This window comes from Kitasatospora sp. NPDC001527 (genome assembly GCF_040298605.1).
Classification (GTDB): Bacteria; Actinomycetota; Actinomycetes; order Streptomycetales; family Streptomycetaceae; genus Kitasatospora.
In genome coordinates this window covers 12,485-37,349 of the sequence record NZ_JBEPAM010000020.1, presented here as the reverse complement: position 1 = coordinate 37,349, position 24,865 = coordinate 12,485, and the positions used below count along the sequence as shown (strand labels likewise).

At 74.5% G+C, this 24,865-nt stretch carries 22 protein-coding genes; 12 read left to right on the top strand and 10 right to left on the bottom strand.

The features are described 5' to 3' along the window. Positions 1–24: 24 nt before the first annotated feature. Together ABT238_RS19815 and ABT238_RS19810 are read right to left on the bottom strand one after the other, a co-directional pair. Positions 25–1,071 (bottom strand): DUF2510 domain-containing protein, encoded by a 1,047-nt coding sequence (locus ABT238_RS19815; protein WP_350566818.1) that lies wholly within the window; start codon positions 1,069–1,071, stop codon positions 25–27. A gap of 129 nt (positions 1,072–1,200) precedes the next feature. Then, on the bottom strand, positions 1,201–1,701 hold the full coding sequence (locus tag ABT238_RS19810; RefSeq protein ID WP_350566821.1) for a GNAT family N-acetyltransferase: 501 nt from the start codon (positions 1,699–1,701) through the stop codon (positions 1,201–1,203). Between the two features lie 105 nt (positions 1,702–1,806). On the opposite strand from ABT238_RS19810, the gene ABT238_RS19805 reads away from it, so the two are divergent. The 3 genes from ABT238_RS19805 (at position 1,807) to ABT238_RS19795 (ending at position 5,810) form a co-directional block, all read left to right on the top strand. Then, positions 1,807–2,712: a TIGR01777 family oxidoreductase gene (locus ABT238_RS19805; protein WP_350566824.1), complete on the top strand. Its 906-nt coding sequence runs from the start codon at positions 1,807–1,809 to the stop codon at positions 2,710–2,712. Positions 2,713–3,110: 398 nt separating this feature from the next. After that, positions 3,111–4,439 (top strand): FAD-dependent oxidoreductase, encoded by a 1,329-nt coding sequence (locus ABT238_RS19800; protein ID WP_350566827.1) that lies wholly within the window; start codon positions 3,111–3,113, stop codon positions 4,437–4,439. Between the two features lie 138 nt (positions 4,440–4,577). After that, positions 4,578–5,810 carry a cation:proton antiporter gene (locus tag ABT238_RS19795; RefSeq protein WP_350566830.1) on the top strand — a complete coding sequence of 411 codons (1,233 nt, stop codon included), beginning with the start codon at positions 4,578–4,580 and terminating at the stop codon, positions 5,808–5,810. Positions 5,811–5,856: 46 nt separating this feature from the next. Here the strand turns inward: ABT238_RS19795 and ABT238_RS19790 are convergent, their stop codons facing one another. Continuing rightward, positions 5,857–7,686, bottom strand: a complete 1,830-nt coding sequence (locus tag ABT238_RS19790; RefSeq protein WP_350566833.1) for an NsdA family TPR-like regulatory protein — start codon at positions 7,684–7,686, stop codon at positions 5,857–5,859. A 309-nt stretch (positions 7,687–7,995) separates the two neighbouring features. On the opposite strand from ABT238_RS19790, the gene ABT238_RS19785 reads away from it, so the two are divergent. The 7 genes from ABT238_RS19785 (at position 7,996) to ABT238_RS19755 (ending at position 14,400) form a co-directional block, all read left to right on the top strand. Beyond that, positions 7,996–8,757 carry a 3-hydroxybutyrate dehydrogenase gene (locus ABT238_RS19785; RefSeq protein WP_350566836.1) on the top strand — a complete coding sequence of 254 codons (762 nt, stop codon included), beginning with the start codon at positions 7,996–7,998 and terminating at the stop codon, positions 8,755–8,757. Positions 8,758–8,912: 155 nt separating this feature from the next. After that, the gene (locus ABT238_RS19780) at positions 8,913–9,062 is read left to right on the top strand and encodes a hypothetical protein (protein WP_350770309.1); all 150 of its coding nucleotides are present in this window, start codon (positions 8,913–8,915) and stop codon (positions 9,060–9,062) included. A gap of 129 nt (positions 9,063–9,191) precedes the next feature. Next, complete coding sequence (locus ABT238_RS19775; protein WP_350566919.1) at positions 9,192–11,165, top strand: helix-turn-helix domain-containing protein; 1,974 nt, start codon at positions 9,192–9,194, stop codon at positions 11,163–11,165. 121 nt (positions 11,166–11,286) lie between these two features. Further along, entirely contained in the window at positions 11,287–12,057 is a 771-nt protein-coding gene (gene lipB / locus ABT238_RS19770; protein WP_502884288.1) for a lipoyl(octanoyl) transferase LipB, read from the top strand. A 153-nt stretch (positions 12,058–12,210) separates the two neighbouring features. After that, a complete protein-coding gene (lipA, locus tag ABT238_RS19765) occupies positions 12,211–13,164 on the top strand; it encodes a lipoyl synthase (protein ID WP_350770291.1) in 954 nt (317 codons plus the stop codon). Between the two features lie 217 nt (positions 13,165–13,381). Next, complete coding sequence (locus ABT238_RS19760; protein WP_502884289.1) at positions 13,382–13,591, top strand: SCO2195 family GlnR-regulated protein; 210 nt, start codon at positions 13,382–13,384, stop codon at positions 13,589–13,591. 110 nt (positions 13,592–13,701) lie between these two features. Beyond that, positions 13,702–14,400: a DUF4191 domain-containing protein gene (locus tag ABT238_RS19755; protein WP_502884285.1), complete on the top strand. Its 699-nt coding sequence runs from the start codon at positions 13,702–13,704 to the stop codon at positions 14,398–14,400. A gap of 85 nt (positions 14,401–14,485) precedes the next feature. Here the strand turns inward: ABT238_RS19755 and ABT238_RS19750 are convergent, their stop codons facing one another. Continuing rightward, positions 14,486–14,953: an RDD family protein gene (locus ABT238_RS19750; RefSeq protein WP_350566853.1), complete on the bottom strand. Its 468-nt coding sequence runs from the start codon at positions 14,951–14,953 to the stop codon at positions 14,486–14,488. 280 nt (positions 14,954–15,233) lie between these two features. Here ABT238_RS19750 and glnA point away from each other — a divergent pair, with 280 nt between their 5' ends. Continuing rightward, a complete protein-coding gene (gene glnA / locus ABT238_RS19745) occupies positions 15,234–16,646 on the top strand; it encodes a type I glutamate--ammonia ligase (RefSeq protein WP_350566856.1) in 1,413 nt (470 codons plus the stop codon). A gap of 79 nt (positions 16,647–16,725) precedes the next feature. On the opposite strand, the gene ABT238_RS19740 is transcribed toward glnA, so the two are convergent. The 5 genes from ABT238_RS19740 to ABT238_RS19720 form a co-directional block, all read right to left on the bottom strand. After that, positions 16,726–18,204, bottom strand: a complete 1,479-nt coding sequence (locus tag ABT238_RS19740) for a GMC family oxidoreductase N-terminal domain-containing protein (protein ID WP_350566859.1) — start codon at positions 18,202–18,204, stop codon at positions 16,726–16,728. Beyond that, a complete protein-coding gene (locus tag ABT238_RS19735) occupies positions 18,201–18,638 on the bottom strand; it encodes a hypothetical protein (protein ID WP_350770225.1) in 438 nt (145 codons plus the stop codon). Before ABT238_RS19735 ends, ABT238_RS19740 begins: the two co-directional genes overlap by 4 nt. After that, entirely contained in the window at positions 18,635–20,053 is a 1,419-nt protein-coding gene (locus ABT238_RS19730) for an aspartate aminotransferase family protein (RefSeq protein WP_350770214.1), read from the bottom strand. Before ABT238_RS19730 ends, ABT238_RS19735 begins: the two co-directional genes overlap by 4 nt. Beyond that, positions 20,050–21,513: an NAD(P)/FAD-dependent oxidoreductase gene (locus ABT238_RS19725; protein WP_350770193.1), complete on the bottom strand. Its 1,464-nt coding sequence runs from the start codon at positions 21,511–21,513 to the stop codon at positions 20,050–20,052. Before ABT238_RS19725 ends, ABT238_RS19730 begins: the two co-directional genes overlap by 4 nt. Before the next feature lie 752 nt (positions 21,514–22,265). Then, positions 22,266–22,715 (bottom strand): pyridoxamine 5'-phosphate oxidase family protein, encoded by a 450-nt coding sequence (locus tag ABT238_RS19720; RefSeq protein WP_350566870.1) that lies wholly within the window; start codon positions 22,713–22,715, stop codon positions 22,266–22,268. Between the two features lie 202 nt (positions 22,716–22,917). Between ABT238_RS19720 and ABT238_RS19715 the strand changes: the two genes are divergently transcribed. Continuing rightward, positions 22,918–23,556 (top strand): exonuclease, encoded by a 639-nt coding sequence (locus ABT238_RS19715; RefSeq protein ID WP_350566873.1) that lies wholly within the window; start codon positions 22,918–22,920, stop codon positions 23,554–23,556. Here ABT238_RS19715 and ABT238_RS19710 read toward each other — a convergent pair. Then, the gene (locus ABT238_RS19710; protein WP_350566875.1) at positions 23,543–24,760 is read right to left on the bottom strand and encodes a cytochrome P450; all 1,218 of its coding nucleotides are present in this window, start codon (positions 24,758–24,760) and stop codon (positions 23,543–23,545) included. The genes ABT238_RS19715 and ABT238_RS19710 overlap by 14 nt on opposite strands. Between the last annotated feature and the right edge of the window lie 105 nt (positions 24,761–24,865).

The following is a 24,865-nucleotide window of genomic DNA, read 5'->3' as shown; positions in this document are numbered from 1 at the left end:
CCGACACCGTGCGCGGCCGGCGGCTCAGGTGTTCGAGCCCGCCGCCGCGCTGGTGTCCTGCTTGATGCCCTTGAGGATCTGGTCCAGCACCGAGGGGTCGGGCGCGCCCGCGGCGTCGTCCACCCCGCCCTCGAAGGCCACGTAGCCGCCGCCCTTGGCCGGCACGGCCGCCAGCAGGATGTAGCCCTTGCTGCCGTCCGAGGTCACCACGTGCCAGCGCACCGCGTAGCCGGAGATGCCCGCGACGGTGGTGCTGGAGGAGCCCGCGTCGGTGTGCGAGGTGATGTCGGTGAAGATCGCCGCCGCGTAGGCCGGCATCGCCGCCTCGGCCGCCGCGCGCGCGGTGGTGCCGGAGATGGTGTCCTTCTCCACCGAGAACTGGCCGCGGATGCAGTTGCCGCCGCCGGGGCAGGTGTACTGGCCGGTGCCGAGGAAGACCGTCGAGTGCGAGCCGCTGGTGTTCGCCTCCCAGCCGTCGAAGACCGGGACGGTGATGGCGTGCTGCGGGTCCGCCACGGTGTCCTTGAGCTGCGGGGTCGGGCGCGGCGGTGTGGTGGGCGGCGGTGAGACCGGCCGGGTCGTGGTCGGGGACGGTGCGGTCGCGGTCGGGCTCGGGGTGTCGGTCACGGTCACGGTGGTCACCGGCGGGGTCGGGCCGGCGGACGGGCCGTCGCCGCCGCTGTTCAGCGCGACGGCGGCGATCACGCCGACCACGGCCAGGACCGCGACCCCGATGCCGACGGCCGTGCCGGTCTTCATCCGGTTCGGCCGGGAGGGCGCCGGGTAGGCGGCCGGCGGATAGCCGTAGGCCGGCGGGTTCTGCGCCGGGTAGCCGTAGCCCGGCTGCCCCTGCTGCGGCGCGCCGTAGCCGTAGGAGGGCGGCGGGGACCCGGCGGGCTGGCCCGGGCTCTGCCAGGAGACCTGTGTCGGGGCGTCGGCAATCGGGCCGCCGCCCGCCTGGACGGGGCGCACGTCACTGGTCCAGGCCGTACCGTCCCACCAGCGCTCATGGCCGGCCGTGCCGTCCGCACCCGGAACCGGGTACCACCCGGGAGGCGTCGAGTTGCTCACGGCAAGACCGTACCCGGCCGGGTGACCCTCCAGACAGGCCGGGTCTGTCACGACTCTGCACCACGCCGGTACCGACTCTGACGGTTCGTCGGCCATCGGTCCGGGTGGTGCGGCTCGCCCCGCCGGGGCTCAGCCGGTGAGGCGGCGGGCCATCCAGACGTCGTCGACGTACGCGCCGTCGATCAGGAACTCCTCGGTGAGCGTGCCCTCGACCACGAAGCCGCAGCGCGCGTAGAGGGCGCGGGCCGGGGCGTTGTGGCCGAGCACCCGCAGGGTGATCCGGCGGGCGCCCTGGTCACGGGCCACCCGGCAGGCCTCCTCGACCAGCGCGACGCCGATGCCCCGGCCGCGCGCGGAGGTGTCGACCGCCAGGCCCTGGATCTGGCGGACGTGCTGGTTGCTGGGCAGCGGGGTCGGCGGGACGACGCGGACGTAGCCGACGATCCGGCCGTCGAGCAGGGCGAGGTGGACCTGGTCCGGGGTGTGGCGCTCGTCGAACACCCCCGCGTCCTCGGCGGGACGCGCGCTGACGTCGGCCACCGGGGTCCAGGTGGCGCGGTTGAGGACGGCGAGGTCCTTCTCGTCCTCGGCCCGTGCGGGACGAATGATCAGATCGTCGGATTTGCGCATGCGCGGCATGCTAACGAGGCCGCGCGCGGACGTACACGGATTTTCCCGGGCCGCACGCGGTCCGCGCTCCCCCGGCCCCGGCCGCCCGGCTGCGAGGATGGGCGCATGAGAATCGCGGTCACAGGATCCACGGGACTGATCGGCTCGGCCCTCGTCGACTCGCTGCTGGCGGACGGGCACCAGGTGGTCCGGCTGGTCCGGCACCGGTCGAGGACCGGGCCGCGGCCGGACGGCACCACCGGCATCGGCTGGAACCCGCTGCTGGGCCAGGTCGACCTGGCCGGGCTGGCGGGCGCCGACGCGGTGGTGCACCTCGCGGGCGCCGGCGTGGGCGACCGCCGCTGGAGCGAGGGCTACAAGCGCGAGATCCGGGAGAGCCGGGTGCTCGGCACCGAGACCCTGGCCGCCGCGCTGGCCAAGCTGGCCGAGCCGCCGAAGGTGTTCGTCAGCGCCTCGGCCGTCGGCTACTACGGCCAGACCGGGGACCGGGTGATCGACGAGTCCTCGCCCGCCGGGGACGACTTCCTGGCCGAGGTCTGCGTGGAGTGGGAGGCCGCCGCCGGGCCGGCCGAACGGGCCGGGATCCGGGTGGTCCATCCGCGCACCGGGCTGGTGCTCTCCGCGGCCGGCGGCGCGGGCGGCCGGCTCTTCCCGCTGTTCCGGCTGGGCCTCGGCGGGCGGCTCGGCGACGGCCGGCAGTACTGGAGCTTCATCTCGCTGGCCGACGAGGTGGCCGCGCTGCGCTTCCTGATCGACCGGGAGGACGTCAGCGGGCCGGTCAACCTGACCGCGCCGGAGCCGGTGACCAACGCCGAGCTGACCAGGGCGCTCGGGCGGGCGCTGCGCCGGCCCACGCCGTTCCCGGTGCCGAGGGCCGTCCTGGACGCCGTGCTGGGCGAACTGGCGGTCGAGGTGGTCGGCAGCCACCGGGTGGTGCCGCGCCGGCTGCTGGACGCGGGCTTCCGGTTCGAGCACCCGGACGTCGACGCGGCGGTGCGGGCGGCGCTCTGAGGACGGGCCGGGGGCTCTCCGGGGCCGGGCGCGCGCTCGCGCCCGGCCCCGTCGCGTAGGCGCACTACGACGTTCACCCTGGCCAGGGGCATATGCCGGGCGGAGTCCGGGCGACGGCCGGAAGGGGCTCCGGGAGGGGGCGCACGGGAGCACGTGGTGGGCGCGTCGCGCGCCCCCGGTGACCGTGTGCGCCCGCCGGGCCGGGTCGCGGCCGGATCGGCGCACAGTCCGTGACGGCACCCGCACCGGATGCGGCCACTCCCCTTCCCGACCCGGATCGGGACCGGTGCGCTTGTCTGACCCTCACACTGACGGGGCATCACACCGGTCGGACCGTGTCCCAGCACCCCGCTGCCTGCGCCGGCCCGAAACATCCGGGACCAGGGAGGGAGCCACCCGTGCCCACGTACGACTTCATCCGCCGCGCCCGACGACAGTCCGACCCGGACATCGTCGTGGTGGGAGCCGGCCTCGCGGGCCTCGCCGCCGCCCGCGTGCTCACCGGCCGCGGCTTCGCCGTCCAGGTCCTGGAGGCCGCGGACCGGATCGGCGGCCGCGCCGCCTCCCACGAACTGGACGGCTTCCGACTCGACCACGGCAGCCATCTGCTGAACACCGCCTTCCCCGAGCCGCCCCGCGTGCTCGACCTCGACCGCCTCGACCTGCGCCCGCTCGCCCCGGGCGTCCTGGTGCACAACGGCGGGCGCCGGTACCGGGTCGGGGACCCGCAGCTGACCACCGCCCGGCAGGCCGCCGCCCGGGCACCGCTGGGCAGCCCGCTGGACAAGGCGCGCCTCGGCAGCTGGCTCAACCGGCTCGCCGCCACCCCGCCGGCCCGGCTGAAGGCCCGGCCGGAGACCACCGCCGCGCGGGCCCTCGGCGAACGCGGGCTCGCCCCGCGCACCGTCGACGGCCTGTTGCGCCCGTTGCTCGGCGCCCTGCTCAGCGACCCCGCCCTCGGCACCAGCAGCCGGGTCGCCGACCTGGTGCTGCGCTGCTACGCGCGCGGCCGGCTCTGTCTGCCCGCCGGGGGGATCGCGGCCGTGCCGGCCCAGCTGGCCGCCGCCCTGCCCGCCGGCACCGTCCGCACCGGGGTGCGGGTCACCGCGATCGAGGCCGACGGCGTGGAGACCGCCGGACACGGGCGGATCGGCGCCCAGGCCGTGATCGTCGCGACCGACCCGCGCTCCGCCGCCGAGCTGCTGCCCGGTCTGCGGCTGCCCGACTTCCACCCCGTCACGACCTTCTACCACGCGGCCGACCGGGCCCCCCTCGGCGAGGCCGCCCTGCTGCTGGACGGCGACCGGCCGGGCGGGCGACCCTCGCTGGTCTCGCACTCGCTGGTGCTCAGCGAGCTGCACCCCTCGTACGCCCCGCCCGGGCAGGCGCTGATCGCCACCACCGTGCTCGGCCGCCGCACCTTCGACGCCGGCGGTCCGGCCGCGCTGGAGCCGGCCGTGCGCGCCCGGCTCGCGGAGCTGTACGGCACGCCGGCCGGCGGCTGGCAGTTCCTGAGCGTGCGGCACCTGCCGGACGCGGTGCCCGCCATGCCGCCGCCGCACAACACCCGGCGGCCGGTGCGGCTGCTGGCCGGGCTCTACGTCTGCGGCGACCACCGGGACACCAGCAGCGTGCAGGGGGCGCTGGTCTCCGGACGGCGCGCGGCCGAGGCCGTGGCACGCGACCTCGGGCGGCCGGCCACCGAACCGGAGGCGGCGGCCGCCTGACCCTCCCGCCCGACCCTCCCGCCGACGCGGGGCACGCGGTCCGTCACGGGTCCGGCTGCCGGGCCGGTGACGGACCGCGTGCCAATATGCCGATATGACCGCTGATCGGACGATTCCCGCCACCCCGCCGGACGCCGCGTGAGCGGCGGGACCGACGTCCAGCCGCTCGCGCTGATCCTGGTCCCGGCCGCCGCGGTGGCCGCTCCGCTGCTGGCCGACCGGCTGCTGCGGTGGATCGCCGTCCCCACCGTGGTGTTCGAGATCCTGCTCGGGGTCCTGATCGGCCCCGACGTCCTGGGCTGGGCGCACGTCGACGTCCTGGTCGACGCGCTCTCCCGGTTCGGCCTGGCCATGCTGATGTTCCTGGCCGGCTACGAGATCGACTTCGCCCGGCTGCGCGGCGGCCCGCTCCGCCGCGCCGGCACCGCGTGGCTGATCACCGTGGTGGCCGCGCTCGTCCTCGGCGCGCTGGTCAACCCGGACCCGCTGGACGGCGCCTTCGCCGGGCTGGCACTCACCACCACCGCGCTCGGCACCATCCTGCCGGTGCTGCGCGACGCCGGGGAACTGCCCACCCCGTTCGGCTCGCTGGTGATGGCCACCGGGGCGGTCGGCGAGTTCGGGCCGATCATCGCCGTCGCCGTCCTGCTCAGCGGCAACACCCCGGCCCGCACCGCCGTCATCCTGGCCGCCTTCGCGGTGATCACCGCCCTCGCGATCGGCGGCGCCCGGCGCCCCCGGCCGGCCTGGATGACCGGGCTGATCCGGCGCACCCTGCGCACCTCCGGCCAGTTCGCCGTGCGCACCGTGATCCTGGTGCTCGCCACCATGGTGGCCGCCGCGCTCTGGCTGGAGCTGGACATGCTGCTCGGCGCGTTCACCGCCGGCATCGTCTCGCGGCAGCTGCTGTCCGACATCCCCCGGCACGCCGAGGAGGTCATCGACGCCAAGCTGGAGGGCATCGGCTTCGGCTTCCTCGTGCCGGTGTTCTTCGTGGTCAGCGGCATGGACTTCGACCTGGACGCGCTGCTCGGCGATCCGGGCACGCTGCTGCTCCTGCCGGCCTTCCTGCTCCTGCTGCTGGTCCTGCGCGGACTGCCGGCCGCGCTGCTCGCCCCCACCGGGCTGGGACGGCGCGACCGGGCCGCGCTCGGGCTGTACGGCGCGACCGCGCTGCCGCTGGTCGTGGTGATCACCACGATCGAGGTGGACGCCGGCCATCTGTCGTCCTCGACCGCGGCCGCGCTGGTCGGCGCGGGCATGCTCTCGGTACTGCTGTTCCCGCTGAGCGCGCAGCGGCTGCGCGGGGACGTCCGGCCGCCGGCCGCCGTCGGGGGCGGCCGGCCGCGGGTGAACGCCGAGAGCTGGTGAGACCTCGGGCCGACGGGGACCGGGTCGGCGGGGACCTGGGGGCCGGTCAGATCACCCCCGCCTGGCGGGCCGTTTCCTCGAACGCGCGCGCCACCGCGCTGCCCCGGTACGGGGTGAGCCGGCGGTGGAAGTCGCGCACGTACTCCAGCGACCGGGCCGAGCGCATCTCGCCCGCCGCCCGCAGCGCGTCGGTGGCCATGCCGCAGGCCTCGTCGAGGTCCCCCATGCCGAGCCGGGCGGTGGCCAGCACCAGCCGGCAGAAGATCCGGCTGCGCGCGTACGCGGGCGAGCGCAGCCGCAGCGACTTCTCGGCGTGCTGGGCGGCCGTCCGCCACTGCTGGAGGTCGCGGTAGCAGTGCGCGAACTCGTCGGAGAGCTGCGCCTCGTCGAAGAACCGCGCCCAGGAGGGCAGCTCGTCCCCGGTCCGGACGGCCGCCAGCGCCCGCTCGGCCCGGACCAGCGCGGTGGTGCAGGAGCGGACGTCGCCGAGCAGGCCGTGCCCGCGCGCCTCGGCGGCGTGCAGCAGCGCCTGGACGGTCGGCGGCACCGCCGTGCCCACGCCCTGCTGGGCGACCCGGGCCAGCTGGACGGCCTCCCGGCCGTGGCCGAGGTGCACGGCCTGCTGGCTCATCGTCACCAGCACGTACCCGCCGAGCGCGCGGTCCCCGGCGGCCTGGGAGAGCCGCAGCGCCTGGACGAAGTAGCGCTGGGCCAGGCCGTGCGCGGCGATGTCGAAGGACGTCCAGCCGGCCAGCCGGGTGAGGTCGGCGACGGCGCCGAACAGGGCGCGGCCGATCTGCTCGCCGTAGCGGCCGCGCAGCATCGGCTCGGCCTCGCTCTCCAGGTAGCGCACCAGCGCCTGGCGGGCGTGGCCGCCGCCGTAGGCGTGGTCCAGCGCGCGGAACAGGTCGCCGACGGCGCGGATGGCGGCGATGTCGCCCCGGCCGACGCGCAGCGCGGGGCGCTGCTCGCGGCCCTGGTCGTGGAAGGGCGGCTCGACGGCGATCGGCGGGCGGCGGCTCTGGGTGGGCACCCGGGCGCCGAGCGCGGCCGGACCGGCGGCGCCCGCCGTCGGGGCGGTGGCGGCGGGGCCGGACCGGCCGACCGGGGCGCCGGCCGCACCGCGCGGCACGGGACCCGCGGCCGGGCCGGGCGGTCCGGCGGGCGGTGCGCCGGTTCCGGGGTCGGGCCGGGCCAGGGTGGAGCCGTCCCTGGCGACCCGCTCGTCGGTGCGGCCGATCAGCCAGTCGCGGCTGGGCACCACCAGGCCGGCCGGGGTGAAGGCGATCCGGCGCAGCTCGGACTGCGGCCCGTTGTCCTTGCGCCACATGCTCGCGACGATGTCCACCGCCTCCTGCGGCGTCTCGGCGAACTCCAGGCCGGCGTAGACCGGGGCGCAGGCGTCCAGGCCGAGGTCCTGCGCGGTGAGGCGGCGGCCGAGCCGGCGGGTGAACACCTCGGCGATCAGCGCCGGGGTGGCACCGCGGGGCTGCTGGCCGCGGAGCCAGCGGGTGACGGAGGTCTTGTCGTAGCGCAGGTCGAGGCCGTGCTCCAGGCCGAGCTGGTCGACCCGGCGGGCCAGGCCGGCGTGCGAGAAGCCGGCCTCCTCGATCAGCGCGGCGAGCTGGAGGTTCTGGGTGGTGGTGGCCGACGTGTGCCGCTCGGGCGTGTGGCGCTCGGCGGCGTGCCGCTCAGGCGTGTGCCGCGCCGGCGCGTGCCGGTCGGCGGGTGTGGCCTGCTCGGGCAGCCGGAGGTCCTCGGCGGCGGTCGGGGCGTCGGGGGCGTCCGGAAGGGCCCGGCCGACCGGACCCCGGTGCTGGTCGAGCGGGTCGAGCGGTCCGTACGCCGGGCTGTCGGTTGCAGGCCTTTGGGGCATAGTCAGTCAACACCTCTCGGACGCCGCACCGGCTCCACCAGCGGTTCGGCTGCCTGTGGCGACGCCCCCTGTCGGGAATCGGCGTGAATGTAGCGAGCATTCGGGCGCTATGGGTGGTTCTGACCGAGCAATCCTCCGAACGGGTGAAGCATCCGCGCCCATTGTGGGGAAGAGACCTCAGGATGGGTTTGGCTTGCAGGGCGTCCGCCGACCATCGACTGTGATGGCGGGGAACACCACAGTTCAGCGGGGTGCTGTAGGGGGCCGCCACATAGGAGCGCGGCCGTCGGATTCCTACCGTTCTCGGCCATGGACACCACTTCAGCCCGCCCGCTCGACGGCCGCACCGCCCTGGTCACCGGAGCCGCCTCGGGCATCGGCCGGGCCTGCGCCGAGGCCTTCGCCGCGGCCGGCGCCCGGGTCTACGTCGTCGACCTCGCCGCCGGCCCGGCCCGCAGCCTCGCCGAGCGGATCGGCGGCGTCGCGCACGTCGCCGACCTCGCCGACCCGGAGGCGGTGGAGGCGCTCCCGGCCGACGCCGACATCGTGGTCAACAACGCCGGCCTCCAGCACGTCGCCCCGGTCCACGAGTTCCCGCTCGAGCGCTTCACCCTGATGCAGCGGGTGATGGTCGAGGCGCCGTTCCGCATCCTGCGCCGCACCCTCCCGCACATGTACGCGCGCGGGTGGGGCCGGGTCGTCAACGTCTCCTCCGTGCACGGGCTGCGGGCGAGCCCCTTCAAGTCCGCCTACGTGACCGCCAAGCACGCCCTGGAGGGCCTCAGCAAGACGGTCGCCCTGGAGGGCGCCCCGCACGGCGTCACCAGCAACTGCATCAACCCCGGCTACGTCCGCACCCCCCTGGTCGAGCACCAGATCGCCGACCAGGCCCGCACCCGCGGCATCCCCGAGGACGAGGTGGTCGAGCGCGTCTTCCTCGACCGCACCGCCGTCAAGCGCCTCATCGAGCCCGCCGAGGTCGCCCAGCTGGCCCTCTACCTCTGCCTTCCCCAGGCCTCCTACATCACCGGCGCCTCGCTCCCGCTGGACGGCGCCTGGACGGCCCACTGACGCGGGGCCCCGCCGCCGCCGACGGCGGTCCGCGGTGGTGGGGCCACCGCCCACTCCGTGCCACAGGGATATGTGCCCAGGCCATATGGTCCGGGTGTCCCGCGCCTCCTGCCTTGTGGCGACGCGCTCTGCCCCCGGCCCGGAAGTGGTGAGCCATGACGGCCGCTGTCCCGGATCTGGCCCAGGGACGTTCGGTGCTGTGCGGGCGCGAGACCCGCGGGCACGACCTGGCGGAGGTGGAGGCGCCGGCGGGGCAGGGCGAGGCGGGTGCGGTACCGGCGGCCGGCAAGACGGCGACGGCCTGACGGTCCGCCCGCCGGTCGGCGCGCGCCCCCGCGTGCGCGCCGACCGGCTACGGCCACCCGGGCCGAGCAGCTACGATCTCGCTTCCCTCCCCGGGGCACGTACACCCACTGTCGATGGGCGGCCGCACCATGAACGACCTCCACACCAGCTCGGCACCCGCGCTCCGCCGCCTGCTGGACCTGCTCGCCTCCGGCGCCGCCACCGAGGACTTCGCCGACGTGCTCGCCGACGCCCGCCGACAGGGCGCGCCGGCCGCGGTGCTGAGCGAGATCGACGACGCCACCTGGCAGGCGCTGCGGGTCCACCGGACGATGCGTCAGCACCGGCGCCGGGAGGCCGAGCTGACGGCGCTGTTCGACACCGCCGGCGACCTCGCCGCCTCCCGGGACCTGGACGCGGTGCTGCAGGCGATCGTCCGCCGGGCCCGGATGCTGCTGGGCACCGACACCGCGTATCTGACCCTCCCGGACGAGGCCGCCGGCGACACCTACATGCGGGTCACCGACGGCTCGGTCTCGGTGCTCTTCCAGACCCTGCGGCTCAGCCTCGGCGACGGCCTCGGCGGCCTGGTCGCGCAGACCGCCCGCCCGTACGCCACCCACGACTACCGCACCGACGAGCGGTTCCACCACACCGGCAGCATCGACGCGGGCGTGCTCGACGAGGGCCTGGTGGCGATCATCGGCGTGCCGCTGCTGCTCGGCGGCCGGGTGATCGGCGTGCTGTTCGCCGCCGACCGCTCGCCGCGGGCCTTCTCCCCCGACGAGGTCGCGCTGCTCTGCACGCTGGCCGCGCACGCCGCGATCGCGCTGGACACCGCCAAGTCGCTGGCCGACACCCGGGCCGCGCTCGCCGAGCTGAACAGCGCCAACGAGCTGATCCGCGCCCACTCCGCCGCCGTCCAGCGCGCCGCGCAGGGCCACGACCGGCTCACCGACCTGGTGCTGCGCGGGGCCGAGGTGCCGGACGTCGCCGCGGCGGTGGCCACCCTGCTCGGCGGCGAGATAGCCGTCCTGGACGCCGAGGGCGAGCCGCTGGCCGGCCGGGCCGCCGCGCCGGGCACCGGGCTGGCCGAGGCGGCGGCCGCGTCCCGGGCGGAGGGGCGTTCGGTGCGCCACGGCGAGGCCTGGGTCTGCGCGGTGCTGGCCGGGCAGGAGCAGCTCGGCACGCTGGTGCTGCGCGGCCGGCCGGACCTCGACGACGCCGACCGCCGGCTGTTCGAGCGGGCCAGCGTGGTGACCGCGCTGCTCCTGCTGCTGCGGCGCTCGGTCGCCGAGACGGAGAACCGGGTGCGCGGCGAACTGCTGGCCGACCTGCTGACCGCCCCGGACCGGGACCCGGCCGGGCTGACCGCGCGCGGCCGCCGACTGGGCGTCGACCTCGGCCGGCCGCACCTGGTGCTGGTCGCGGAGCCGGGCGACGCGCGGGACACCGGTGCCCGCTCCCGGCTGGCGGGCGCGGCCGGGCGGTACCTGTTCGGCTCGCGCGGCATCAGCGCGGAGCACGGGGAGGCGGTGGTGCTGCTGGTCCCGGGCGGGGACGGCGGGCCGGGCGGCGGGGCCGCGAGCGGGAGCGGCGACGGCAGCGGGAGCGGCAGTGGTGCGGGGGACGCCGCGCAGCGGGCCGCCGGGCAGGCGGCCGAGCGGCTCGCCCGGCTGGCCGGGTTCCCGGTCACCGTGGGCGCCGGGCGGCCCGCCGCGGGGCCGGTGGCGCTGGCCGCCGCGTACGCCGAGGGGCTGCGCTGCGTCCGGGCGCTGCGGGTGCTCGGGCGCTCCGGCGAGGGCGCCTCGGCGCGGGCGCTCGGCTTCCTGGGCGTACTGCTCGGCGACGGCCACGACGTGGCGGGCTTCGTCCGCGCGACGCTGGGCCCGCTGCTGGAGTACGACGCCCGGCGCGGCACCGAACTGGTCCGCACCCTGCGCGCCTACTTCGACTGCGGCGGCAGCCTCACCCGGGCCAAGGACGAGCTGCACGTCCACGTGAACACCGTGGTGCAGCGGCTGGACCGGGTCGAGGTGCTGCTGGGCCGGGACTGGAACGCCCCGGAGCGCTCGCTGGAGCTCCAGCTGGCGCTGCGGCTCCAGCTGCTGTCCGGCCGGTGAGCGGGACCCTGACCGCGAGAGGGGCCCGGCCGGTTCTCCGGCGGGCGGGCGTACAGTGGCGAGGTTGGTCTCGAACGCCTGGCAAGGAGCAGCGGTGAGCGAGAACGTGCGGTTCATACGCATGGGCATGGGCGAGGGAGCCGTCCCGTACCAGGAGGCCTGGGAGGAGCAGCAGCGGCTGCACGCCCTGCGGGTCGCGGACGAGATCCCCGACACGGTGCTGCTGCTGGAGCACCCGCCCGTCTACACCATGGGCAAGCGCACCAATCCGGCCGACCTGCCGCTGGACGGCACCCCCGTGGTCGAGGTCAACCGGGGCGGCGAGATCACCTGGCACGGCCCCGGCCAGCTGGTCGGCTACCCGATCGTCAAGCTGCCGGACCCGATCGACGTGATCGCGTACGTGCGGCGGCTGGAGGAAGCGCTGATCCGCGCCTGCGGCGCGTTGGGCGTGGAGACCACCCGGGTCGAGGGCCGCAGCGGCGTCTGGGTGCTGGGCGCGTCCATCCCGGACGCGGTGGTGGACCCGGCGCAGGTGGTGGACATCGGCAAGCTCACCCTGCGGATGGGCCTGCCGCTGGGCATCGACCCGCGGCTGGCCGGCCCCGAGTACGCGCCGTCCAACGCCGGGCAGCGCGGCGACGACCGCAAGCTGGCCGCGATCGGCGTCCGGGTCGCGCGCGGGGTGACCATGCACGGGTTCGCGCTGAACTGCGATCCGGACATGACCTGGTTCGACAGGATCGTGCCGTGCGGCATCCGGGACGCCGGGGTCGCCTCGCTGGCCGGCGAGCTGGGCCGGGACTTCCCGGTCGCGCAGGCCCTGCCGCTGGTCGAGAAGCACCTGGCCGAGGTGTTCGCCGAGCTGCCGGAGCCGGCACCCGGCCGCTGAAGCGCGCCGCCCCCTTCCCCCTCCCCCGCGGCCTGCGGGAATCTACCCATCGGTAGCCCTGTTGCCCTGCGATTGCGGGGCCGCAGCCCCGGCGAAGGCCGTACAAGCACAGGCGTACCCTGGGGGTACCCCGTCTAGTTCTAGGAGTCGCACGTGTCCGCTGTCGCACCCGACGGCAGGAAGCTGCTCCGCCTGGAGGTCCGCAACAGCGAGACCCCCATCGAGCGGAAGCCCGAGTGGATCAAGACCCGCGCGAAGATGGGCCCGGAGTACAACGCCCTCCAGTCGCTGGTGAAGAAGGAGGGGCTGCACACGGTCTGCCAGGAGGCCGGCTGCCCCAACATCTTCGAGTGCTGGGAGGACCGCGAGGCGACCTTCCTCATCGGCGGTGACCAGTGCACCCGCCGCTGCGACTTCTGCCAGATCGACACCGGCAAGCCCGCCGAGTTCGACCGGGACGAGCCGCGCCGCGTCGCCGAGTCCATCGTCACCATGGACCTCAACTACGCCACCATCACCGGCGTCGCCCGCGACGACCTGCCGGACGGCGGCGCCTGGCTGTACGCCGAGACCGTGCGCCAGGTGCACGCGATGACCACCGGCCGCGAGGGCGGACGCACCGGCGTCGAGCTGCTGATCCCGGACTTCAACGCGGTGCCGGAGCAGCTGGCCGAGGTCTTCTCCTCCCGCCCCGAGGTGCTGGCGCACAACGTCGAGACGGTGCCGCGGATCTTCAAGCGGATCCGCCCCGCCTTCCGCTACGAGCGCTCGCTGGACGTCATCACCCAGGCGCGCGCCGCCGGGCTGGTCACCAAGTCCAACCTGATCCTGGGCATGGGCGAGACCCGCGAGGAGGTCAGCCAGGCGCTGGCCGACCTGGTCGGGGCCGGCTGCGAGCTGATCACCATCACCCAGTACCTGCGCCCGTCGCTGCGCCACCACCCGGTGGAGCGGTGGGTCAAGCCGCAGGAGTTCGTCGAGTTGCAGGAGGAGGCCGAGGAGCTCGGCTTCGCCGGGGTCATGTCCGGTCCGCTGGTCCGCTCGTCGTACCGCGCCGGGCGGCTGTACCGGCAGGCGCTGGAGCGCCGGGCGCAGGCCTCGGTCTGATCCGGCCGGCCGCACCGGGACGCCGTCCGGAGCGGGTTCGAGCCATGCGAAAGGGCGGAGCCTCGGCTCCGCCCTTTCGCGTTCACCACGCTTTGACGGCCAGGTCACGGGCTGGTAACACGGGGTGGTGACGATGGACCCGTCACGGGCGTTCGATTGTTCTCGGCCACGGCCACGGTCACCGCCACGGCCACGAGGGGAGCTGTTCGGGATGCAGATGCGGATCGGGTCGGTCCGGTCGGTGGGGGTTGCGCTGCGGTTCGCCGAGAGCGTCCTGCTGTCCGGCGGGCAGCGGCAGGCCCGGCGCAACGCCTGGGCGGCCGTGTGCGAGAACCGCCGCCTCGCGGCCGACCGGCGGCACGACGCGCTGCTCCCGGGGGCGGCGGAGGGCACCGACGGGGCCGCCGGCGGGCCGCTGCGCCGCTAGCGCCGCCCCTTCCGGATCAGCCCGGCCGGCGGTGCCGGCAGGTCGCCCGGGTCACGGTTCGGGGCGAACGGGCACCCGGGCTTGGATATCCCGTACCCACGCCACGTACCATGAGCGTTATGGCGAGGGAAACATCCGAGAACCCCGGGCGGCTGAAGCAGATCCGCCAGGCGTACACCATGACCAAGAAGGTCGACACCAAGATCGGCCTGATCATCGCCGGCGTCGGCCTGCTGACCTTCGGCGTGTTCCTCGCCATCGGCTTCGCGATCGAGCACCCCGTCTACCTGGGCATCCTGGGCTTCATCGTGGCCTTCCTGGCCATGGCGATCGTCTTCGGGCGCCGGGCCGAGCGCGCCGCGTTCGGACAGATGGAGGGGCAGCCGGGCGCCGTCGCGGCGGTGCTGAACAACATCCGGCGCGGCTGGAGTGCCAACCCCACCCCGGTGGCCGTCACCCGCAGCCAGGACGCGGTCTACCGCGCCGTGGGCCGGGCCGGCATCGCGCTGATCGGCGAGGGCAACCCGAACCGGGTCCGCCAGCTGCTCGCGTCGGAGAAGAAGAAGATGGCGCGGGTCGTCGGCGACGTGCCGGTGCACGACATCGTGGTGGGCAACGGCGAGGGCGAGGTCCCGCTCAAGAAGCTGCAGATCCACCTGATGCGTCTGCCGCGCGCCATCACGGCCGCGCAGGTCACCGAGACCAACGACCGCCTGCGCGCGCTGGGCGACCTGCTCTCCAAGGCGCCCATCCCCAAGGGCCCGATGCCCAAGGGCGCCCGGATGCCCAAGGGCGGCCAGGTTCGCTGAGCCCCTCCCCGTCGACAGTCGGTACGGCAACGGCCCCGCCGCGGATGCTTCCGCGGCGGGGCCGTTCCCCGTTCCCGGGGTCCTTTCAGATCCGCACCTCGACCGTGCCGACCGCCTTGTCGTGCAGCCCGCGGGTGTCCCGGTCCCAGACCAGCGCCGGCACCAGCAGGCAGAGCAGCACGGTGCGCAGCAGCACCTGCGGGATGGTCGCCCGGCTGCCGTCCAGGCGGACGACCCGCAGCCCGAACAGCCGCTTGCCGACCGTCGTCCCGGTGGTGGCGAGCAGCAGCACGGTGACGGTGAAGAACAGCGGGGTGGTCCACATGTTGGCGGAGCCCGGCGAGCCCTTGGCGATCAGCCCGTAGGCGATCAGGGAGACCAGCCAGCCGTCGACGAACAGCGCGCCCATCCGGCGGCCGGGGCCGGCGATGGAGCCGGGGCCCTCCTTGGGCAGTCCGAGGCGCTCACCGCGGTAGCCGAAGTCGGCGCCCATCTTCTCGGCGGCCGCCTTCGGGCCGTCGATCCACGATCCCAACGCTTCTCTGGTGTCCACGAATCCACACTAACCGGGCGAACGCCGGGGACGGCCACCGCCTCCCCGCCGGACCCGCCACCGAAGAGTGAACCGGACGCCGCCGGCTTTCCCCCACCACCCCCAAGTGGTCTAGACCGATACACGGTCCCCACCTGCCGCGGCGAGGCGTTTTGTCCGGTCCCGTACGCCTTTGCCGCCCACCTGGCGACGGCGGTTAACATTCAGGAAACGACTGGGTCACCGACCGGAAACGGCCCGTTCCTAGGGTGAGCCCCATTCGCAACACCGAGGAGGATGGATGTTCAACAACGCCGCCGAAGTGAAGCAGTTCATCCAGGACAACGACGTGAAGTTCGTCGACGTCCGCTTCTGCGACCTGCCGGGCGTCTTGCAGCACTTCTCCGTACCTGCGGCGACGTTCGACCCGTCCGAGGTCCTGATGTTCGACGGCTCGTCGATCCGCGGCTTCCAGGCCATCCACGAGTCCGACATGGGCCTGGTCCCCGATCTCGCCACGGCCCGGCTGGACCCGTTCCGCCGGGACAAGCACCTCAACATCAACTTCTTCATCCAGGACCCGGTGACCGGCGAGGCCTACAGCCGCGACCCGCGCAACGTCGCCAAGAAGGCCGAGGCCTACCTCGCCTCCTCCGGCATCGCGGACACCGCGTTCTTCGGCCCCGAGGCCGAGTTCTACGTCTTCGACTCGGTCCGCTTCGACACCAGCGCCAACGCCTCGTACTACCACATCGACTCCGAGGCCGGCGCCTGGAACAGCGGCTCCACCGAGGGCGACGTCCGCGGCTACAAGGTCAAGTACAAGGGCGGCTACTTCCCCGTCCCGCCCGTCGACCACTTCGCCGACCTGCGCGCCGAGATGTCGCTGGAACTGGCCAGGGCCGGGCTGGAGGTCGAGCGCCAGCACCACGAGGTCGGCACCGCCGGCCAGGCCGAGATCAACTACAAGTTCAACACCCTGCTGCACGCCGCCGACGACCTGATGCTGTTCAAGTACATCATCAAGAACGTCGCCTGGCGGGCCGGCAAGACGGCCACCTTCATGCCGAAGCCGATCTTCGGCGACAACGGCTCGGGCATGCACGTCCACCAGTCGCTGTGGACCGAGGGCTCGCCGCTCTTCTACGACGAGCAGGGCTACGCCGGCCTCTCGGACACCGCCCGCTACTACATCGGCGGCCTGCTCAAGCACGCCCCGTCGCTGCTCGCCTTCACCAACCCGTCGGTGAACTCCTACCACCGCCTGGTCCCCGGCTTCGAGGCCCCGGTCAACCTGGTCTACTCCCAGCGCAACCGCTCCGCCGCGATCCGCATCCCCATCACCGGCTCCAACGCCAAGGCCAAGCGCATCGAGTTCCGCGCCCCCGACCCCTCCTCCAACCCCTACCTGGCCTTCTCCGCCATGCTGATGGCCGGCCTGGACGGCATCAAGAACAAGATCGAACCCCTGGAGCCGGTCGACAAGGACCTCTACGAGCTGGCCCCCGAGGACCACGCCAACGTCCCCCAGGTCCCCTCCTCCCTCCCCGCCGTCCTGGAAGCCCTCGAAGCCGACCACGAGTACCTCCTCGCCGGCAACGTCTTCACCCCCGACCTGATCGAGACCTGGATCGACTTCAAGCGCACCCAGGAGATCGCCCCGATCGCCCTCCGCCCCCACCCCCACGAGTTCGAGCTCTACTACGACCTGTAGGAGCACCTCCGGCCCGGGAAACCCGCCGGCGCCCGCGGGCGGTCCGCCCGCGGGCGCCGGCGGCAGGGCCGCGGCCTGCTCAGGCGCCCTCGGGGCGATGGCCGGTGGGCTGCTCCAGGTAGCGGGCCGTCATCAGGTGGGAGAAGCCCATGATGGTCTCCTGCGGGCTGATCCCGGTGGGGCCCGGCAGGACGCTCGCGTCGCACAGCCGCAGGTTCGTGAAGCCGTGCGGGCGGCCCTGGGCGTCGCACACTCCGCCCAGGGCGGGTGGGCCCATGCGGCAGGACGCCATGGCGTGGACGGAGACGAGGTCCCAGCTCTCGGGCCGGCCGTGCTGGGCGAAGTCGGCCGCCTGCGCGGCGGCGGTCAGGCCGGCGGGTGCGGGCGGCAGCAGTTCGACCGCGCCGGCCTCCAGGAGGAGCTCGGCGGTGTGCCGGAAGGCGGAGCGGAGGAGGTCCCGGTCGCTCCCGGTCAGGCGGTGCCGCAGGACGGCGCCGAGGCCGGGTACCGCCAGCAGCCGTGCGGTGCCCCGGACGCTCACCTGGGTTGTGTAGACCGCGATCCGGTCGAGCTGGGCCAGCATCCGGTCGACGGTCCCGGCGGGGTGGGCGGCCAGCGCCGCGGCGAGCGACCCCGGCGTGAGGTTCGCGGGCATCACCCGCACACCCAGGTCGGCGAACTCCTGCAGTTGCGCGGTGAAGATGGTGCCCTCGGTGGCGCGGACGGATTCGCCGAATCGCGCCACCGTGCGGAAGTTGACGTGGAACGCGATGGCCCGGCCGGGGCCGCGTCCGCCGATGGCGCTGCGCCGCAGCAGCAGCGCGCTGCCGATCGGCCCCGCGGCCAGGAACACCGTCCGCGGGAGGTAGCGCAGTCGTCGGCCGTCGCGCAGGGCGTGCACGGCCGTGACCCGGGTGCCGTCATGGTCGAGCCGGACGACCCGGGTGTCGGGCTCGATGACCGCTGCGAGCCGTTCGGCGGCGGGCAGGTAGCTCACCAGCATGCTCTGCTTGGCCCCGGTGGGGCAGCCGGTCACACACCGGTTGGCGTGCCGGCAGCCTCGCACCGCCCGGCGGGCCGGTGCCCAGCGCCAGCCGAGCCGGTCGGCCGCCTGGGCGAGCAGCACCGAGTCGCGGTTCCCCTGCCCGGGCGGCTGGTCGACGACACCGAGGCGCCGCTCCGCCTCGGCCAGGTGGGGGGCGAGGTGGTGGGCCCGGAAGCCGTCGACACCGGCGGACGCCCAGCACTCCAGCAGGTGTTCGGGAGGACGCCAGAACAGCCCTCCGTTGACCACCGTGGTTCCCCCGACGCAACGCCCCTCCCCGAAGGGGATGGTGGGTGCGCCGTGGATGGGAACCAGACCGCCCTGGCGGTAGAGCAGGCGCAGGTTCTCCGCCGGGGACGCCCGGGTGATCCGTGCCTGCGGGACGAGCGGGCCCTCCTCCAGGACGCGGACCTCCCGGCCCGCTCCGGCGAGTTCCAGGGCCGCGGCGCTGCCTCCGGCTCCCGAGCCGATCACCAGGGCGTCGCAGCGGACGGTGCGGACGGTCCTGGTCATCCGAACTCCCGCCGAGGCGTGGCGCAGGGGCCGTCCAGAGCGCCGTGCAGGGCCAGCGCGAGGCTCACCCTGAGCAGTTCGGCGCAGCCGGGCACCGTGGACAGCCGGTCGGCGACCCGTTGCGGGCGGGTCCGGTCCGAGGTGCCCCGGAACGGGCCCGTCGGGTCCGCGAGGACGGCGGCGACCGGGCACACCCGCATCAGCAGGGCGAGCACCAGGCGGTACGGCGCCGGGAGGGCGGCCAGGGTGGCGGCCGTGTGTCGGACCGCGGCGGCCTGGCGGGACGGTTCGGACAGGGCCGTGCAGCGGCCCGCCCAGAGCGGCGGGAGCCCGGCGGAGCGTACGCGCCGTTCCCAGACCCGCAGACGACGGTGCTCCCGCGCGGTACGGAACCCTTCGGCGGGCGGTGCGGGACGGGCCGCCGGGGAGCTCATGCGGTGACCTGCTCCCTGGCCAGGCCCGCCAGGAGACGGGGCATTCCCTTGGCCAGGACCGCGTCCAGGGCTCCCAGGAAGAGGTCGAGGTCGGAGTCCTCGGCCACCAGGGGAGGAGCGGCGATCAGGGGGACGTCGTGGTTGGAGCCGTAGTAGGTGAGCACGCCGTGGTCACGGTAGAGGGCGGCGACCACGGCGGCGGTGGCCAGCTTGGCCCCGGCCTGCGGGTCGCGCGCGAAGGAGGACGGCAGCAGCCGCAGCGCGTGGTCGAGGGCGGCCGGACCGTGGCGCAGGACGACGCCCTGGAGAGCACCGGCGCCACGGACCTCCGCGATCAGGCGCGGGTGGCCGGCGGCGAGGGCGGTGAGGCCGCGGCGCAGCCGCTCGCCGAGGTGGCGGGCTCTGGCGGGGTAGTCGTCCTCGACCGCGATCGCCACGGCCTCCAGCGCGGTGACCGTCTCCTCCCCGAACCCGTAGTAGGTGGTGCTGTGCAGGGTGGCGTCGGGGAGCGAGTCGTAGGCTCTGCGGAAGACCGGCTCCCTGGCCACGTAACCGGAGATGGAGGCCTTGCCGCCGCCGAAGGACTTGGAGGTGGTCACCACGTCCGGGACCAGGCCGGGGTGGCGCATGAAGTGGAAGAGCGAACCGGTCCTGCCCCAGGAGGTGTAGACCTCGTCGAAGATCAGGACGATGTCGTGCTCGGTGCACAGCCGGCGCGCCTCGCGCAGGAACTCCTCCGAGCACTCGCGGAGACCGGAAGCGCTGAAGGGTTCCAGGACCAGCGCGTAGACGTCGCTCTCGCCCTCGGGCGTGGTGTGCCGCTCCAGGGCCAGTTCGAGGGAGCGGAGGTCGTCGAAGGCGAAACCGTCCGTGCCGGGGATCCGCGGGAAGGTGAAGTGCACCTCCGGCGAGGTGGTCAGGCTTCCGGCGCCGAGCAGCTTGCCGTGGAAGGCGATGTCGGTGTGCAGAACGGTGCCGCGATGGCCGCGGTGGTACTTGTAGGCCATCTTGAGGGCGCCCTCGACGGCCTCCGCGCCCGAGTTGGGGAAGTAGCTGACATCGAGATCCGCGGGCAGCAGCTGAGCCAGGTTGTGCCCGAATGCGGCGACGTACGGTGAGAAGTAGTTCTTGTGCACCTCCATGCGCCGCAGTTCCTCGAAGCGCCGGCGAGCGGCCAGGATGCGGGGGTGGTTGTGGCCGTGGTTCAGGACGCCGATCCCACCGGTGAAGTCCAGGACCCGCCGCCCGTCGCGCAGGGTGATCCAGCAGCCCGAGGCGCTGTCCACGGCATCGCGGCCGAATCCGAAGGCGGAGAGCAGCGTCACCTGGCCTCGGCTGACATGACGGCGGTAGAGCTCGTGCACCCGCGCGATGGGCATCCGCTCGCAATCCTCGGTGCTGATCAGGGAGTTCATGGCGTCCCCTCCTCGGGGCCGGACCGCGGACCCGTGCCGTGCCCGGCGTCGGGAGGCCGTGGATGGGGGGCGGTGCGGCGGGCGGTGCGCATCCGGTCGGCGATCAGGCGGCCGACGTGACGCCCCTGCCGCACGGCGTAGTTGGTGCCCCGGTCCTGGGGGTAGACCTGGGCCATGCTGGCCAGGTAGAGCCCCGGCACATCGGCCTCCATCGCCGGGATGCGGTCGGAGTAGTGCGGGGTGATGACCGGCTGGGCGTGATCGGCCCGCCAGACGTGGTAGCGCCGGACCCAGTCGCGGTGGAACTGCGGGAACATGCGGCTCAGGTGCGGAAGGCTGGCGTGGAACACCGCCTCGTCGTCCATCCGGTACAGCTCGGCGCTGGCCGGAAGGTAGGCGGACAGGTAGACCAGGTGACGCCCGGCGTAGGCGTCGGAAGCCTCCAGGTTGGTGTGCTCGATGACGCCGACGTAGGGGAACGACGGGTCGGTGACGTTGAGCCAGTAGGTGTCCGAAAGGGACCGGTCGGTCTGCAACACCAGGCACAGATTGGCGAGGTAGGGGATGTCGGACAGTCGCCGGCGGACGGCGGGAACGTCCGGATGGGGCGGTGGTCCGGCGGCGGCGGGGGCGAGGAAGCCGGCGAGCAGGTCCGGTGCCGTGGTCGCCAGGACCCGCCGTGCGGGCAGGACTCCGCTCTCGGTGCGGACCCCGCACACTCCGTGGGCGTCGGTCAGTACCTGCCGTACCGGGGTGCCCGTGCAGATCCGGACTCCCAGGTCGGTGAGGCGCGAGACCCAGGCGTCCAGCAGGGCGGCGCAGCCGCCCCGAAGGTAGTAGAGGACCTCGCGGCCGCTGTGTGACCGGCTGCCACCGCGCAGGTGGAGCTTGGTCCACATCCAGGTGGCGCCGACCTCGGTCGCGTACTGGCCGAACTTGCCCTCCAGCAGCGGACGCCAGACCGTCTCGTAGACCTGCGGCCCGCTCAGCTCCAACAGCCACTCGCGGGCCGTGAGGTCCTCCAGGTCCCGCCATTGCTTCACCCGGTGGGCACGCACCGCGGACCAGCCCAGCCGGACCCGGTCGGGCAGCGGGAGGGGGGCGAAACGCAGCACGTCCCACGGGCTCGACAACCGGTACACCGAGTTCGCGTAGTAGACGCCGGTCCGGGTCCGGTGCGGCTGGAGCAGGTGGGAGCAGCCGAGTTCCGCGCACAGCCCCCGGACCTCCAGATCGGAGGAGAACCAGTGGTGGTAGAAGCGTTCGAGCCGCACTCCCCCGACCTCGAACGACCCTGCCAAGCCGCCGACGTACGGCTCACGCTCCAGCACCCGGCAGGCCACCCCGGCCAGGGCGAGCTCGTGGGCGGCGGCCAGGCCGGTGAACCCGCCGCCGATCACCAGGACCTCGTCGCCGGGCGCCCGGGCCGGCGCTCGGCCGTCCTGCCGCGCCCCCGCCATCGGGCCGCTCACGAGGCCGCCGCCCGGTCGTCGGGGCCCGTCGGGCCCGCGGGGCGGCCGCGAGTCCGGTCGTACTCCTGGGACGCGCAGCCCGCCGGTACGCCGAGGCACGGCGGTCGGACGCCCAGCGCCCGGGCGCCCCGCGGTGCCGTGCGGCCGGTCGGAGCGCCGGAAGGGCCGAGCGACTCATCAACGCCTGGTGCGCCGGACCTTCCCACCGGACGAGGTCGACGGACGCACTCCGCCGTGGTCTCGGGGAAGTCGGACATCGCTGCTCCCTTCGAATCCTCCGGTGCTGTTCCGTCCGAAGGCGATGGGTACGGGAGGTGTGGAAGGTCCGGGCGGCGCGGGCCGGGCCTCGCCCGCAGCGGAGGCGCCCTCCGCCCCGCCGAAGGAGACGCCGCTGCGCGGGGAGGGCATCGGAACCGCCTCGGGCGATTCGGGCTCCCAGTGGACCGTAGCACCGTGCCTCGCTCTCGTCCTGCGGAGAAGCCGCTGACCTGCCGCGATGCCTGGAGATCCGACTGCTGATCCGTGAACGTGCGACCGTCCGGGTGGGCGATAGCCCGGCGAGTCCGCGCTCGGACCGGATCCGGACCCCCTGTTCCCGCCGATCCTTCCGGGGCCGGTGGGGCGGCGGGCCGCCGTCCCCACCGGCCCCGGGGCCCCGGGGCTCCGGGGCTCCGGGGCTCTCGGGAGGGTGGTGAGGGCGCAGCCGGGCGGTGGTGGTCGGGGCGGGACGGTCGTGCGGGTCAGTCGAGCCAGCGGCCCTCGCGCATCAGCTCGCGGCCGGCGATCTCGTTCGCCTCGCGCCAGGCCTGCACGCGGCGGGGCGTGACCCGGAACCAGCTGTACGACGCGGCGGAGGCGCGCGGGTCGAAGCCGGTCCGGGCGGCGAAGCGGTCGGCGTGCTCGGGCGGGAGGGCGTCCATGCCGAACACCTCGACCCCGCCCTCGACCATGCAGACGTCCCGGGTGTGCCCCAGGGCGAGGCGGGCGGTGCCGGTGGCGGCGAGGTTGCGACCGGTCGGGCTGTCGGTCGGGGTGGCGAGCAGCAGCGCCTCGCCGTCCCAGTCGAAGGAGAGCGGGACGAGGTACGGCACGCCGGTCGGCGAGGCCGTGGACACCCAGACGTCGACGTCGTGGGCGAGGCGGTGCTCGGCGTCCTGGCGGCGCAGGGTGCGGGGGCGCGGTGCGGTCATGGTCTGTCGCTCCTGTCGGGGTGGTCGGCCGGTTGGGTGACAGCCTCTCGCGGACCGCGTGCGGCCCGCCTCCGTACCGGCCGCGGAAAGGGGTACGGAGACCGGCGCTCAGGGGCCGCACACGACGCCGCGGTGCCCGCGTCCGTGATCTCGCCCCGCGAAACCGGTGGCCACGGCCGCTCCGGGGAAAGAGACTTGGCCCATGGGGACGAGGAGCAGGGCGGCGGCCAAGGTCACGCCGACGGTGTACGTGTCGGTGGACGTCGAGGCGGACGGGCCGATCCCCGGCCCGTACTCGATGGTCAGCTTCGGCGCGGTGCCGGCCGGCTGGCACGACGCGGACGGCTTCCGGCGGGCACCGGCCTCGGCGGCGGGCTTCTACCGGGAGCTGCGCCCGGTGTCCGACACGTGGGTGCCCGAGGCGCTGGCCGTCTCCGGGCTCGACCGGGCGGCGCTGCTCGCCGGCGGCACCGATCCGGCCGTCGCCATGGGCCAGTTCACACGCTGGCTGGAGCAGTTGCGCACCGGCCCGGACGGACGGCGGTACCGGCCGGTGATGGTGGGCTATCCCGCCGTCTACGACTGGCAGTTCCTCCACTGGTACCTGGTCCGGTTCACCGGCTCCAGCCCGTTCGGCCACTCGGGGTGCCTGGACGTGAAGACGCTGTACGCGGCCCGCTCGGGCGTGCCGTTCGCCGGGATCGGCAAGCGCTCGATGCCGCCGGAGCTGCTGCCCGGCCTGCCCCACACCCACCATGCGCTGGACGACGCCCGGGAGCAGGCCGTGCTGTTCGCCAACGTGATGGAGTGGGACGGGCCGGACGCGCTCAGCGGACGGTGACGGGGAGGGTCTCGTAGCCGCGCAGGACCAGGCGGTCGCGGCGGGTGGGGACGCCGCCGGGGGCGAGCCGGGGGAACCGGTCGAGGAGGGCCGGGACGGCGATGTCGGCCTCCAGACGGGCGAGTTGGCTGCCGAGGCAGAAGTGCGGGCCGCCACCGAAGCTGAGCGGCTGGCTGTCGGTGCGGGCGGGATCGAAGCGGTCCGGGCGCGGGTAGCGGGCCGGGTCGTGGTTGGCGGCGCCCAGCAGGGTGAACACCACGGTGCCGGTCGGGGCGGGCACTCCGGCCACCGCGAGGTCGGGGGCGGTGGAGATCCGGGAGGTCAGCTGGACCGGGGAGTCGTAGCGCAGCACCTCGTCGGTGAAGAGCGAGGGGTCGAGGGCGCCGGTGCGCAGGCCCTCGGCGGCCTCCGGGTGGCGGAAGAGCAGGGCGAGGCCGTTGCCGAGGAGGTTGGTGGTGGTCTCGAAGCCGGCCACCAGGAGGAGGACGAGGTTGCTCAGCAACTCCTCGCCGGAGATCCGGTCCGGGGAGTCGGCGGCGATCCGGGCCAGGTCACTGACCAGGTCGCCGGTCGGGCGGGCCAGCCGCTCGGCGGTCAACTCCGCGAAGTAGACAGCGAGTTCCTCGGCCGCCACGTCGGCCGCGGCCAGTTCGCCGAGGTCCTGGACAAGTTCCAGGGCGATGGTGAGGTCCGAGGCGAGGCCGCGGAAGCGGTGGCGGTCCGCGGCGGGGACGCCGAGCAGTTCGCAGATCACCTCGACCGGGAGGCGGAAGGCGAAGGCGTCCATGAAGTCCACCGGCGAGCCGTCCGCCCCCCGGTCGGCCAGCTCGTCCAGCAGCCGGACCACCGCGGCCCCGACCGCCGGCCGCAGGGCGGCGACCCGGCGGGCGTTGAAGGCCGAGGCGATCAGCGAGCGCACCCGGCCGTGGTCCGGGGCGTTGGCCTGGAGGATCGAGCGGCCGAACAGCACGACGGAGGGGTGGGCGAGCAGCTCCGCGCTGTTGGCGGCGAGGGCCCTGGTGTCCTCCAAGGCGAAGGCGGGGTTGCGCAGCACCTGGTTGACGGCGGCGTGCCCGACCGCCAGGACCGCGCCGGGGCCCGCCGGGACGGCCGCTCCCAGCTCGTGCGCCCGCGCGTACAGCGGGTAGGGGTCCGCGCGCCCCTCGGTGGTCATGAGCTGCTCGATGATCGACGCGCCGTCCATCCGGCCTTCCCCTCCGTGGAACCTACTCCGGACGGACAACTGTCGGCGGGCGGAGGGGAGTTCCCGACAGGGGGCGGCGGCCGGTCGGCGCCTGCGGCGCGGCAC

What these genes read in the sequence shown, in the direction of transcription:
- ABT238_RS19790 (WP_350566833.1), bottom strand. Translation starts at nt 7,686, where the DNA reads ATGCCCCAAAGGCCTGCAACCGACAGCCCGGCGTACGGACCGCTCGAC.
- ABT238_RS19715 (WP_350566873.1), top strand. Translation starts at nt 22,918, where the DNA reads ATGGGGACGAGGAGCAGGGCGGCGGCCAAGGTCACGCCGACGGTGTAC.
- lipB (WP_502884288.1), top strand. Translation starts at nt 11,287, where the DNA reads ATGGGCATGGGCGAGGGAGCCGTCCCGTACCAGGAGGCCTGGGAGGAG.
- glnA (WP_350566856.1), top strand. Translation starts at nt 15,234, where the DNA reads ATGTTCAACAACGCCGCCGAAGTGAAGCAGTTCATCCAGGACAACGAC.
- ABT238_RS19805 (WP_350566824.1), top strand. Translation starts at nt 1,807, where the DNA reads ATGAGAATCGCGGTCACAGGATCCACGGGACTGATCGGCTCGGCCCTC.
- ABT238_RS19785 (WP_350566836.1), top strand. Translation starts at nt 7,996, where the DNA reads ATGGACACCACTTCAGCCCGCCCGCTCGACGGCCGCACCGCCCTGGTC.
- ABT238_RS19780 (WP_350770309.1), top strand. Translation starts at nt 8,913, where the DNA reads ATGACGGCCGCTGTCCCGGATCTGGCCCAGGGACGTTCGGTGCTGTGC.
- ABT238_RS19725 (WP_350770193.1), bottom strand. Translation starts at nt 21,513, where the DNA reads ATGGCGGGGGCGCGGCAGGACGGCCGAGCGCCGGCCCGGGCGCCCGGC.
- ABT238_RS19740 (WP_350566859.1), bottom strand. Translation starts at nt 18,204, where the DNA reads ATGACCAGGACCGTCCGCACCGTCCGCTGCGACGCCCTGGTGATCGGC.
- ABT238_RS19810 (WP_350566821.1), bottom strand. Translation starts at nt 1,701, where the DNA reads ATGCGCAAATCCGACGATCTGATCATTCGTCCCGCACGGGCCGAGGAC.
- ABT238_RS19735 (WP_350770225.1), bottom strand. Translation starts at nt 18,638, where the DNA reads ATGAGCTCCCCGGCGGCCCGTCCCGCACCGCCCGCCGAAGGGTTCCGT.
- ABT238_RS19755 (WP_502884285.1), top strand. Translation starts at nt 13,702, where the DNA reads ATGAGCGTTATGGCGAGGGAAACATCCGAGAACCCCGGGCGGCTGAAG.
- ABT238_RS19720 (WP_350566870.1), bottom strand. Translation starts at nt 22,715, where the DNA reads ATGACCGCACCGCGCCCCCGCACCCTGCGCCGCCAGGACGCCGAGCAC.
- ABT238_RS19730 (WP_350770214.1), bottom strand. Translation starts at nt 20,053, where the DNA reads ATGAACTCCCTGATCAGCACCGAGGATTGCGAGCGGATGCCCATCGCG.
- ABT238_RS19775 (WP_350566919.1), top strand. Translation starts at nt 9,192, where the DNA reads ATGAACGACCTCCACACCAGCTCGGCACCCGCGCTCCGCCGCCTGCTG.
- ABT238_RS19760 (WP_502884289.1), top strand. Translation starts at nt 13,382, where the DNA reads ATGCGGATCGGGTCGGTCCGGTCGGTGGGGGTTGCGCTGCGGTTCGCC.
- ABT238_RS19710 (WP_350566875.1), bottom strand. Translation starts at nt 24,760, where the DNA reads ATGGACGGCGCGTCGATCATCGAGCAGCTCATGACCACCGAGGGGCGC.